Raw genomic sequence first — 12,619 nt, 5'->3', positions numbered from 1 at the left:
CCGTTCAACTGGGTAAAATATCAGAGGATGGGTTCGGCTACACGCTGTTGTTTTGTTTCGAGGTACCGTTGGGCGGCGTCTGCATCGGCCAGCCACGGGAAGAGCGACGGCGGGTGGTTAAAACCGTTGACGATGTCTGATGCTATTGCCTTGTTCTGCACCGCTGCACCGAGGAGATCGACGATATGCGGTTCGGGGGGTGACAGAATGATATCGCAAAACTTATTGACATACTTCGAATACTGCCAGAATTTGTCGAAGGTATCGTTCATCCAATCGGCATCGAAAGGCCGGTGGCCGTGCTCGAGGATGGCATTGCCATAGGTGTTTGCCATTTTCGATGCATTGTTCCCGCCCTGTCCGACGATGGGGTCGTTTAAGATCACGGTGTCGCCCAGGCCTAACACCCGCGCGGTGGAGTTGAGCTGGACAACCGGCTTCCGTACCGTGGGCACGAATGCTCCCTTGAGGTAAGCATCGTTGCTGATGAGGGCCGCGTTGTCAAACGACTGGTATTGCCACGGCATAAACTGCTTGATCACTTCTTTGGTGCGCTGCAGCAACGCCGGTCCGCCCTGCACGTCGTCGAATACATCCATGGGCCCTCCGGGAACGATCTCCAGCAGCACCCACGCACATTGTATATCGTCTTTATGATAAAACGCGCTCGTAATGATCTCGGCCGCGCCCATCACCTTGCACAGCGTGATCGAATTGAACCGGGTCTTTTCACGGTCGGCAAAATCATTGATGTGCAGTTGTACGAGCTTGCGCGCGGGTTTGTCCCAGGTCGACTTTTCGGCATCCCGCTCAAACAGCTTCGCCAGCGGGCCTTTGCCGGTGGAAACGATGACCAGGTCGAATGCCTCCGTGCAGGCCAGCAGGTCGGACGGCGTGGTGGGACTCACGATAAACTTCCCGCCCTGCTTCTCGAAATATTTGATCCATTGATAGAACTTCAGACGCTGATCGATCGATACACCCGGCCGGTCCAGTTTGGACTGGATGCCAAAGGCAAATTGCCCGTCGGGCGTGCCGAAGTTCATATTGAAGCCGGTGGAATGATAGGCGGTGTCGCGCCACATGTCGATGCCGAGCTCTTTCTCCAGTGTGATGCTGTCGTTGAAAAGGTAGGTGCCGCCGGTGGGCGGGCCGTTGAAGATCTCTTCGGCCGTGCGCTCGGAGATGACGGTAACCTGGTAGCCGTGCTTCAACAACCGGATCGCGAGGTGCAGACCCGATTGGCCCGCGCCCATAATGGCAATTTTTCTCATATACCTGAAGGGTTTTTTTCTGATTATGCTACAAAGATAAAGCACGCCGGAGAGACGAATTTTTAACGATCCCTTAAAAAGTATAAAAAGATATAAAAATGGAATCACGCGTTTGGTCTGAGAGTATCTTTGGTTGTCGCACGGCCCGATTGGGCCGGTGGCAGGGGTAATAAGTATTCTATTTTAGTATAGACATCGTGACATCCATTCAAGGCTACAAGTGTTTAGAAGTGCTTTTCAAGGATCCCTCAAAGGCATTATTCCGGGCAGAACGCACGGCTGACGGCGTCAGCGTGCTCTTAAAGCTGCCGTCGTATACGTCCTCCGACGCTGTGCGCGAGCTCGATAACGAGCTCTCCCTCCGGCCCGGGTTTACGTCCGACTGCATGGTGCCCATCCTCGACAAGTTGAATGTCGATAATCTGGTGCTGTTGGAAATGGCGTGCGTGCGCGGTGTTACATTGGAAAGCTACCTGGCCCACCACCGGCCGTCGCTTGCGGATGCGCTGCAGATCAGTGTGCAGCTGGCCCGGCTGGTGGAGGAGCTCCACAGCCATGTAATACTGCATCGCGACATCCGGCCGGCCAATGTTCTGATCGATACCGATACGTTGTCGGTAACGCTTTGGGATCTTGGTGTGGCGGTCCATGCATTGTCCGCCGGCAAGCCCCCGAACCTGGCGCGCAAATTCGAAACGGCGCTTGAATATATTTCTCCGGAGCAGTCGGGCCGGACAGAAATGGCGGAAGACCATCGCTCGGATCTTTATTCGCTGGGCATCACGCTGTACCGTATGTTCACGGGCAAACTGCCTTTCGAGCAGACCGATATCAACGAGCTGGTCCATGCGCATATCGCCAAGCAGCCCGCCGCCGCTGCCGCTGTAAATGCCGCATTACCGGCTGTCGTCTCGGAGATCATCGCGAAGCTCCTGCAAAAGAAGCCGGACGACCGGTATAAAAATGCGAGAAGCCTGAGGCTCGATCTTCAGGAATGTTACAGGCAATACACGATCGAGGGGCATGTTCGCCTGTTCACGCCCGATGCGCATGTGCTTACGGATGCGATCCGGATCAACACACACCTCTACGGGCGTGAAACGGAAATAAACAAAGCCCTGGCGGCGTTCGACCGGATCGGTCAGCACAGCGAGTTTATACTGCTGTATGGAAATTCGGGCATCGGAAAGTCGGCGGTGATGAAAGAAATACACCAACGCCTGCGTCAGAAGGACAAGCTTGTTCTGTCGGGGAAGTGCGATGAACGGAACCGGCATACACCGTTCGGCATCCTGGTGCTGGCGTTCCGCGAGTTGATCACAGCGCTGCGTGAAGATCAGCCAGCGTTCCAGGCGTGGCGGGATGCAGTGGCTTCACAGCTGGGGCCGGAGGTCGGTATCCTCACCGACATTATCCCCGAGCTGGCGTCACTCTTTGGCGAGCGCCAACGTGCCGCTGGCTTCGCCCCGGCAGATGCGCAAAAGCGGGTAACGGCCACGTTCGCGAAATTTATAGAAGCGACGGCTACGCGCCAACGGCCGCTGGTCATTCTTCTCGACGACCTGCAATGGGCCGACGCGGCCAGTCTCGACCTGCTTCAGATGCTTGTTTGCACGTCCTGTACGCGGCATGTGCTGGTGGTAGGAACCTATCGCGATAACGAAGTGCACGCCAACGGTCCGCTGGCAGTGATGTTACAGACAATAACCCAGCATGCGCCGGAAAATTTTCAGCACCTCCGGCTCTTGCCACTTACGCTGGAGGAAGTGTGCCGTTTGCTGGCCGACACGCTCGCCAGCAATACCCACCTTACCCGCCCGCTGGCCGATTACCTGCTGACGGGTACGCTGGGCAACCCGCTGTTTATTTCCGAGCGGTTGCAGGAGCTCCGCAAGAAATCGCTCATCACGTTCAATCCGGATACACAACGTTGGACGTGGTGTATGGAAAACATCATGCATCACTCCCGCGCGAGCACGTCGCTGGAGCTGATCACGGAACGCATCCTGCGGCTGCCGCGGGTAACACAGCAGGCGCTTGTATATGGTGCCTGCATCGGCCGCCAGTTCGACCTGTCGATGCTCGCCGCGCTGATGGACAAGACCGACCATGAAGCGGCGGATGACCTGAAGGAAGCCTTGCAGGAAAACCTGATCCTGCCGGCCCCGGCGACCAGGAGCCCCGACACCCTGCTGCCCAGAACGCGGTACATATTCTTTCACGACCAGGTGCAGCAGGCGGCCTGTGCGCTGATACCACCCCGCGAGCAACAGGAGCTTCACCTGACTATTGGATATTTCCTGCTCGACAAGCTGCGCGACGACGAAGTGGATCGTCAGCTTTTTGACATCGTCCATCACCTCAACCTGGGGAGCGCGCTGATCACCGAGGCCGCGGCGCGATGTACCCTGGCCGGCATCAACCTGCGGGCGGGCCGGAAAGCAAAGCAGACCACGGCATACCGCGCAGCGTATACCTACTACGATGCAGGCCTGGCGCTGTTGAACCATACCGCCTGGGCTACGGATTATACGCTCTGCCTTTCCCTGCATGTAGGCGGGGGAGAAGCGGCCTACCTGGCGCACGATCGTGAAGCATCGGAGGCGCTGCTCGGGCGTGCGCTCGGTCAGGTAAAAACGGAGGGCGAAAAGATCCGGATACAGGAAATACAGATCCAGGCGCTCGTATTTCAATGCCGGAACAGCGAAGCGATCGCTCTTGGGCTGCAGGTACTGCGGTCGTTGAAGGTAACGTTTCCCGCTTCGTATTCCACCGCTCGTTTATTGCTGGCCTATGCCGGTATCAAATGGACGTTGCGCCGCCACACCGTGGAGGACCTGCCGCGCTTGCCTGCGATGGTGGATGAGGGTATGCTGGCGGCCATGCGGATCATGCAAAGCATCAGTGCCGTGGCCTACCACAATGCGCCCGGTCTCTATCCGCTGCTGGTGCTCAAGATGATGCGTCTTTCGGTAACGTACGGCAGCGCGACCGAGTCGCCGCTGGCCTACGCTACGTACGGAGCGATGGTGAACGGCATCGAAACAAACAACGGTGTTTGCTACCGGTTCGGCAAAGCGGCGCTTACGTTGCTCGAAAAGAACACGGATGCCGGCATTGGCGCGCGCACGTTGCTGATCTATAACCTGATCAACCGGCCGTCGCACGAGCATGTGCACGAGTCGCTGGACGAGCTGAAACGGTGTTTTAAGAATGCCAGCGACCTGGGCGACGTGGAGTACGCCACGTACGCGTCCAACGGCTACTGTATGCTTTTGTGCCTGTCGGGCAAGAGCCTGTGGTGGGTAAAAGAAGAAATGCTGCGGTGTAACATCCTGCCCCCTGCGTTGCGAATGAACGACGCCTCGTACGGCAACGACGCGCTTATTCAACTCGTGGCCAACCTGGGGAATGAGAATGACGACCCGACGGTGCTGACGGGAAAGTATTTCGACGAGGGAACCGGCTTTGCCGAGATCCTCCGCGCCAACAAACCTTCCAAGCTCTTTGCCTGCTATGTCTTTAAGATGATGCTGTGCTATTTTGTCGGGGATTACGCCGGCGGCAAGAACCACATCGCCCATGCCAGGCGGTACCTCCATTATTCCCGGGGGCAGATCCTGGAAGCGATGTTCTACTTCTACGCCGCCCTGCTGCGCTTCGCGGCCTACCGTCAATCGGCCCAGGCCAGGGATCTGCGACAGGGCAAAGCCTATACGCGCAAGATCAACAAGTGGGCGAGCCAGGTGCCTGTCAATTGCGCGCATCTGTCGTTGCTGGCAGAAGCCGAGCATGCCCGCGTGACGGGGAAAAAAGACCAGGCGCTGACACTGTATGATCAGGCCATTCAGGCCGCACAACGCAGCAACTATATACAACACGAGGCGCTGGCGCACGAGCTGGCGGCAGCGTGCTGGAAAGAAAAAGGGCAAAAACATATGGAGCGGATCTACCTGACCAGCGCCCTCGACGCCTATAAAAAATGGGGCTGCACGCTGAAGGTGAAACACCTGGAAGAGCAAAGGGAAAGGTACAATCTTGCGGACGAACAGACGTCGTCAGGCCATGTCATGCCTTCGCTGGACATTGCCACGATCATGAAAGCCTCTACCGCGCTTTCGAGCGAGGTGGTGTTCGATCAGTTGCTGGATAAGCTCATGAAGTTCGTGATTGAGAACGCCGGTGCCCAGGCCGGATATTTTATACTCGACTGGAGCGGCAAGCTCTATATCGAGGCCAGGCAGAGTGTGAACGATCAGAAAAGCGCCAGGCTTCAAATCCCCCTGGCGGAGTCGGACCTTATCCCCCAACAGATCGTGGAGCATGTGTTCCGGTCGAAGGAAGACGTGGTGCTGGCCGATGCGCAGCTCGACCCGGTGTTCGCGCACGATGCCGCCGTGATGAAGCATCGTGTTCGTTCAGCGCTCTGTATCCCGGCCCTGAACCAGGGCAAGCTCGTGGGCGCGTTGTACCTCGAGAATAACCTCACGACCGGCGTATTTACCAAAGACCGGGTGGAGCTGCTCAAGCTCCTTTCCGGCCAGATCGCGGTATCGATAGAGAATTCCATTCTGTATGAAAACCTCGAGCAAAAGGTGCAGGAGCGCACGGCGGAGATACAGGTGCAAAAGGAGGAGATCGAAAGACAGAAGCAACTGGTGGAACAGAAGTCTAAATTCAAGGAGCAGTTCTTTGCCAACATGAGTCACGAGATCAGAACGCCCATGACGGCCATCGTCGGCATGTCCGAGCTGATCTTCGACACGCCGCTGACGCTGCAACAGATGGAATATGCAAAGGGCATTAAATACTCTTCTGAAAATCTGCTTGCCATCATCAACGACATCCTGGATTTCTCCAAGATCGAGGCCGGTAAATTTTCGTTTGTGCAGAAGCCGTTCCAGCTCCGGGAGCGGATACACAGGCTGCACGCGATGGTGGGGGTATTGGCGGATGAAAAGAATATAGCGCTGTCGATGGAGGTGGACGCTTCCATACCGCAGCAGCTGATCGGCGATCCGCTGCGGCTGCACCAGATCCTGCTCAACCTCGTCGGCAACGCCATCAAATTTACCGAGAAGGGACATGTGTCGGTGACCGTGAGCCCGGTGGAATCGAACGAAAGCCACGTGGTCCTGTCGTTTGCCGTGCGCGACTCCGGCATCGGCATCGCCGAGGATAAGCTGCACTATATTTTCGAGACCTTCTCGCGCATCGAAGACGAGCTGAACCTCCAGCACGCCGGCACAGGCCTGGGGTTGTTCATTGCCAAAAAGCTGGTGGAAGAACAGGGTGGCTCCATGACCGTGACCAGTAAGCTCCAGGAGGGAACCACGTTCCGGTTTACGCTACCTTTTCAGCGATGCGATGCGTCTGTACAGGAAGAGGACAAAGATACCGTGAGCCTGAGCGACCTGCGCATATTGCTGGTGGAAGACACGTTGTTCAACCAGGTGGTGGCCGAAGAGATACTCAAGAAGATCATTACCAACGCACAGGTTATTGTGGCGGACAACGGGCAGGTCGCGCTCGAAAAGCTGGAGCACCATGTGGTGGATATCATTTTAATGGATATTAAAATGCCGGTGATGGATGGCTATACGGCCAGCCGGCATATCCGCGCAATGCAGGGATTGGAACGCGTGCCCATTCTTGCGTTTACCAGCAACGCCAACCCCGGCGAAGCCGACAAGTGCAAAGCGGCGGGAATGGATGATTACATTACAAAACCGATCGAGTCCAGGAAGCTGAAGCAGAAGATCGCCAGGTTGATGCAGGGTGCGGGTACACCGGTGGAAGAATCAGGATGGTAGCCGCGCGTCGTTCAACAGATCGTGCAGCTCCGTTTCGAACAGCCGGATCAGGCTGCCCAGCTCATCGATCTGCGCTGCTGTGGCCGGGGGTTCTTCGGCACGTGTTTCGATTTCGTAGACCTGCGCGGCCAGCGTCTCTATACTTAAATACTTGAACTGTGTTTTTAAACTATGCGCTACGGTGGAGAGCTCCGGCCAGTGGTGTGCGGCATAGTGCTCTTTGAGCTCCTGCAGCTGCCGGGGGCATTGGTCTTTAAAAATGGTCAGGAACCGTTGAACAACCTTTTCGTCGTTGCCCATCATTTGCCGGATAAAGGTGAGGTCGAGTGTTGAGCTCATGCGTTTTTGGTGATGAGCTTATACCCCTCGCCGTGCAGGTTGAGGATCTCGACCGCGGCCTCATCTTTCAGCAGTTTACGGATCTTACTGACGTACACGTTCAGGCTATACCCGCGCGAATACTCTTCGTCGCCCCAGATGTTGCGCATCGCGACATCACGCGCCAGTACCTTGTTTTCATGCTCGCAGAGCAGCTTCAGCAATTTTGCTTCGGTAGAGGTGAGCTTGACCTGCTGATCGGCCATGTGCAGCTCGCGCTGGTCCACATGGAAGGATGCCCCGCCCAGGCGGAACATCTCGGGTGTCCGCGTCTTTTCCTGGACTTTTACACGCTTCAGGATCGCCGTAATGCGCAGGTACAGCTCCTCCATGCTGAAGGGCTTTGTGAGGTAATCGTCCGCGCCCAGGCGCAGGCCTTTGATCTTATCCTCTTTGGTCGACTGGCCGGTGAGAAAGATCACGGGCACAAACTCGTTGATGGCCCGGATCTCTTCCACCAGCGTGAAGCCGTCTTTCCTGGGCATTTTTATATCGATGATGCACAGGTCTATGGCAGACGACCGAAAAGCGGCCAGGCCGGAATCGGCATCGTGCTTCAACGTAACCTGGAAGCCCTGCATCTCCAGGTATTCTTTGGTCAGCTGGCTGTACTGTTCTTCGTCGTCAATGTGTAACAGGTGCGTTGTGTTCATTCGGAGGGGGTAGCGAATGGACCGAAGTTACGATTAATCGCCGAGGATTTAAACCTGGTTTTTCCCCTTGGCTGGGAAGACCGGAGCGCCTGGACGTCCAGCTGGTGCCCCGGAGCGTGGAAGACGTCATCGCGACACCTGCAGGATAAACGCCGGTGTGTACGGCACCGGCGTTTTGTCCATCACTGCTGGTCAGGGGTAAAGTCCATCATCCATTGGATACCATATTTGTCGGTAAACATTCCAAAGTATGCACCGAACGGGCCGTCCGCCAGGGGCATGTCAATTTTTCCACCCGCGGAAAGGCCGCTGAATAATTGGTCTGCTTCGTGGCGGCTTTCGGCACTAATGGAAATGGTATTCCTGTTGTCGGTTTCCGTAACACGCCCCATCATTTCCATCACGTCACTGCCCAGGAGTACATTACTTTTGCCGATGGGCAGGGCCACGTGCATAAGCCTGTCGGCATCATGTTCAGCGATCGGATATTCCGGGCCCGACAGGTCTTTGTAACGCATGAGCCGGGTGAATTCGCCGCCAAATACTGACTTGTAGAATATAAAAGCCTCTTCGGCATTGCCGTTAAAGTGAATGTAGGGATTGATACGTGCCATGATGTTGTTTTTAATGGTTATTCCAGTTCTTCGCAATGAAATTTGTGAATTGTCAATAACGCCGTGATCCTCAAAACTATATTTTCGTCGCTGTCGATACGCAGGATCTTGTCGCAGTCCTCCAGGTCGAAACTCCATTTTTCCGTTGGAAGCACAGTATTAATATGCGGTTTCAGTTTCTCTACCTGACTTTTTGTTTCGACAGAAGTTTTAAAGACGTAGATCATTTTTTTGATCGTGTGGCCAACAGGTCTCTCAGGTTTTCGAACGTCGCCTTCATGCCCAGTTTGAAGCCTTCGAGCAACATCTCCAACCGTTCCAGGGATTCATTATAGACGCTGATACTGACGGTGGTCGCCCCGTTCTGTTCGCTGAAATTCAAGTCCCAGTCGGAGCCCGGCGGTTTTGGATTTTCATTTTCATCCGCAAAGACGTTAAACATCTTGAAATTGGTTTTGGGACTGATGGATGTGTATTTCTGAATGGCCCAGTTTTCTTTTCCATCGGGACTAACCATGGCATAGAATCTCCGGCCGCCTACTTTGAAGTCCATGAATTTTGTTTTTGATACAAAAGGCTTGGGAGCATACCACTGATCGAGAATCTCGGGTACTGTAAAAGCATCCCATACGAGTTCCAGTTCGGCATCAAATTCCATGGTGATGGATACCGTTTTTGCGGATTTGTCGAGGGTAAAGTCGAATAGTGCTGTGTTGTTCATTTTTTTGTTTTTTTCATGGTTGATAATACGTGTCCAAGTTGATTAAATCGGGCTTCCCAGATCTTCCTTAACTGGTTCATCCAAATGTCAATCTCTTTCATTTTTTCAATTTCAAGTGAGTAATAGATCTCTCTTCCTTGCTGTTCCTGTTTTACCAGTTCGCATTCCGTGAGGATGCGCAGATGCTTTGAAATCGCCTGTCGCGTGGTATTAAAATTGTCGGCAATGGCGTTTGGTGTCATGGCCTGTAATGCAATTAAGGTGATGATGGCCCGTCGTGTCGGGTCTGCGATCGCCTGGAAAATGTCTCGTCTCATATAGTGGTGCGTTATGTTTAGCAACTGATCGGTTGCAAATATACGTGCAACTGATCGGTTGCTCAAAGTAAAATGATAAGTTTTTTCTGAATGGCCGTAAATGGATCAGAAACAGCGTTTATTCAGATGGACAGCAAACACTCCATGATTTGAAGAACCCTAGGGCGGTCGCCCCAGGTGTACGACGGACGGTGGACGAGCCCGTGAAACGGAATTGTGACCGCTTGCACAAACGTTCTTTTAGTTGCACGTTTTAGCAAAGATGCGCTTCTTTGCGAGAACGTCATAACTGTTAATTCTACATGCTCAAACTAAACAAATCAGGAGTTCTGTGTCTGTTTGCTTGCGTCCTGTCGATGGGCGCGCTGGCACAGGGCCGGAAAGCGCCAGCCTATCCGCTGGTCACACACAACCCCAATTTCAGTATCTGGTCGAACACAGACGATCTGAATGCCTCGACCACCACACACTGGACCGGTGCGGAACATTCGCTGTTGGGACTCATCAGCGTAGACGGCGAGATCTATCGTTTCCTTGGCAAGGAGGAGACAAACTATAGCACGGTGTTGAATGCGTCCGATGAAGCGGCGTATACCGTGGCGTATACGGAAACGGCGCCACAAGGAAACTGGTCCGCCCCGGAATACAAAGCCGACGGTTGGAAGTCCGGTTCGGCGCCGATCGGCGATGACGAGAAAACGGCCAAGACGGTCTGGAAGTCTCATGACATTTGGGTGAGGCGGTCGTTCAACGTCAGCAAGCCTGCCAGCATTAACGAATTGTTTTTGAAGCTGAACCACGATGACAACGTTACAGTGTTCCTGAACGGTGAGAAGGTATACGAGAAAACGGGCTGGACGAATAACTTCCAGTATCAGCCGATCAGCAAGAAGAGCCTGAAGGCCGGTCAGAATGTTATCGCGATCCACCTGGTCAATACCGCGGGTGGCAGATTCCTGGATTTCGGTCTGGTCGACAAGGTGAAAGACAATTCCGCCAACACGCAGCTGGCCGCACAAAAGAGCGTGGAGGTAACGGCGACACGGACTATCTATAATTTCACCGCCGGAAAGGTTGACCTGCAGGTGACGTTCACGTCGCCGCTGTTACTGGACGATCTGAACCTGTTGTCCCGGCCGGTATCCTACATCACGTATAGTGTAAAAGCGAACGATGGCAAACAGCATGCTGTCAAGGCATTTCTCGGCGCGTCGTCGAATATCGCGGTATACCAGCCGTCGCAGCCTGTTACGGCGCAGAAATATGCGACCGATAAACTGTCGATCCTGAAAACCGGCACGGTTGAGCAACCGACGCTGCAAAAGGGTGCTGACGATATGCGTATCGATTGGGGCTACTTCTATGTAGCGGCTCCTGCATCCAGCGGTGCCGTGCAGTTTATCAGCAAAAGCGCTGAAGCGTCTGGCGCTTTTAAAAAGGGCGCGGTGACATCGACCGAGTCAAAAGGCAAATCCTTGTCGCTGAATACCGTGATCCCCTTCGGAACCGTCGGTAACGCAACGGTGGAGCGCTACGTCGAGCTGGGGTACGATGAGATCTATTCCATCCAGTACTTCAATACAAACCTGCGGCCTTACTGGAACAACTCGGGCAAAGAAACAATAGAGGGGCAGTTGACCAGGGCGTCTGACGAATACAGCGCGGTGATGCAAAAATGCATGGCTTTTGATAAGGCTGTTGCCAGAGAAGCATTGAACTCCGGGGGCGAGCAATACGCACATTTGTGCATCCTGGCCTATCGTCAAAGCATTGCGGCGCATACGCTGGTCAGGAGTCCCCAGGATGAGATCCTGTGGTTGTCGAAAGAGAATAACAGCGGCGGGTTTATCAATACGGTCGATGTGACCTATCCTTCGGCGCCGCTTTACCTGCTCTACAATCCGGAATTGATGCAGGGCATGCTCACCGGTATTTTCTATTTCAGCGAATCCGGAAAATATCCTCACCCGTGGGCCGCGCACGACCTGGGCACGTACCCCAAGGCGAATGGGCAGACGTATGGTGAACCGATGCCGGTAGAAGAGTCCGGCAATATGATCATCCTCACGGCGGCCATTGCAAAGGTGCAGGGCAACGCGGGCTACGCAAAAAAGCATTGGAAATCGCTTACCACGTGGGTGGACTATCTTGTCAAGGATGGCTTTGACCCAAAGACCCAGTTATGCACGGACGACTTCGCCGGGCACCTTGCCCGTAATGCCAACCTGTCGGTTAAAGCCATTGTAGGGATCGCCTGCTATGCGCAGCTGGCCGAGGCGCTGGGTGAGCAGGAGACTGCAAAAAAATACCGGGCGATTGCCGAAAGCATGGTGCCGAAATGGATGGAGATGGCAGATGCCGGCGACCATTACGCCCTGACGTTTGACGACAAGAATACCTGGAGCCAGAAGTATAACCTGGTTTGGGACAAAGTGTTGCAGCTGAACCTGTTCCCGCAGAAGGTTTACGAAACGGAGACCCGGTATTACCTGACGAAGAACAACAAGTTCGGTATACCGCTGGACAGCCGTAAAGCGTATACCAAAAATGACTGGATTGCGTGGACGGCCACATTTGCGCCGACACAGGCGCAGTTCGACGCCCTGATCAAACCGCTCTATGTACATGCCCTCGAGACGCCGTCACGTGTTCCGCTCAATGACTTTTATGATTCGAACACCGGGGTCCGTGAAAACTTCAAAGCACGGAGCGTGGTTGGCGGATTCTATATGAAGATCTTATCGGATAAGTTACTGCGCAAAGACTAGGCTTTACAGGCAGGATGAAATAAAAGGCCGCTCCACGTTGGGGCGGCCTTTGTGTTTTATGCGTGCTCCCGACCAGGTCGT

At 54.4% G+C, this 12,619-nt stretch carries 9 protein-coding genes; 2 read left to right on the top strand and 7 right to left on the bottom strand.

The window, feature by feature from the left end:
• Nucleotides 1–20 precede the first annotated feature (20 nt).
• Nucleotides 21–1,274: a styrene monooxygenase/indole monooxygenase family protein gene (locus KK078_RS10725; RefSeq protein WP_254090270.1), complete on the bottom strand. Its 1,254-nt coding sequence runs from the start codon at nucleotides 1,272–1,274 to the stop codon at nucleotides 21–23.
• Between the two features lie 197 nt (nucleotides 1,275–1,471).
• Here KK078_RS10725 and KK078_RS30640 point away from each other — a divergent pair, with 197 nt between their 5' ends.
• Complete coding sequence (locus tag KK078_RS30640; RefSeq protein ID WP_254090269.1) at nucleotides 1,472–7,087, top strand: AAA family ATPase; 5,616 nt, start codon at nucleotides 1,472–1,474, stop codon at nucleotides 7,085–7,087.
• On the opposite strand, the gene KK078_RS10715 is transcribed toward KK078_RS30640, so the two are convergent.
• The 6 genes from KK078_RS10715 to KK078_RS10690 form a co-directional block, all read right to left on the bottom strand.
• Nucleotides 7,076–7,426, bottom strand: coding sequence for an Hpt domain-containing protein (locus KK078_RS10715; protein WP_254090268.1), 351 nt, complete (start codon nucleotides 7,424–7,426; stop codon nucleotides 7,076–7,078). The genes KK078_RS30640 and KK078_RS10715 overlap by 12 nt on opposite strands.
• Nucleotides 7,423–8,118 (bottom strand): response regulator transcription factor, encoded by a 696-nt coding sequence (locus KK078_RS10710; RefSeq protein WP_254090267.1) that lies wholly within the window; start codon nucleotides 8,116–8,118, stop codon nucleotides 7,423–7,425. The genes KK078_RS10715 and KK078_RS10710 overlap by 4 nt, the downstream gene beginning before the upstream one ends.
• Nucleotides 8,119–8,300: 182 nt before the next feature.
• Entirely contained in the window at nucleotides 8,301–8,732 is a 432-nt protein-coding gene (locus tag KK078_RS10705) for a VOC family protein (RefSeq protein ID WP_254090266.1), read from the bottom strand.
• A gap of 17 nt (nucleotides 8,733–8,749) precedes the next feature.
• Complete coding sequence (locus KK078_RS10700; RefSeq protein WP_254090265.1) at nucleotides 8,750–8,887, bottom strand: hypothetical protein; 138 nt, start codon at nucleotides 8,885–8,887, stop codon at nucleotides 8,750–8,752.
• 68 nt (nucleotides 8,888–8,955) lie between these two features.
• Nucleotides 8,956–9,453 carry an SRPBCC family protein gene (locus tag KK078_RS10695; RefSeq protein ID WP_254090264.1) on the bottom strand — a complete coding sequence of 166 codons (498 nt, stop codon included), beginning with the start codon at nucleotides 9,451–9,453 and terminating at the stop codon, nucleotides 8,956–8,958.
• Nucleotides 9,450–9,770 carry an ArsR/SmtB family transcription factor gene (locus KK078_RS10690; protein ID WP_254090263.1) on the bottom strand — a complete coding sequence of 107 codons (321 nt, stop codon included), beginning with the start codon at nucleotides 9,768–9,770 and terminating at the stop codon, nucleotides 9,450–9,452. The genes KK078_RS10695 and KK078_RS10690 overlap by 4 nt, the downstream gene beginning before the upstream one ends.
• 302 nt (nucleotides 9,771–10,072) lie before the next feature.
• On the opposite strand from KK078_RS10690, the gene KK078_RS10685 reads away from it, so the two are divergent.
• Nucleotides 10,073–12,538 carry a glutaminase family protein gene (locus KK078_RS10685; protein ID WP_254090262.1) on the top strand — a complete coding sequence of 822 codons (2,466 nt, stop codon included), beginning with the start codon at nucleotides 10,073–10,075 and terminating at the stop codon, nucleotides 12,536–12,538.
• Nucleotides 12,539–12,619 lie beyond the last annotated feature (81 nt).

The organism is Dawidia soli (genome assembly GCF_018598185.1).
In the GTDB taxonomy this organism is placed as follows: Bacteria; Bacteroidota; Bacteroidia; order Cytophagales; family Cyclobacteriaceae; genus Ohtaekwangia; species Ohtaekwangia soli.
The sequence above is the reverse complement of the archived record's forward strand: the minus strand, read 5'-3'. Positions and strand labels throughout refer to the sequence as shown.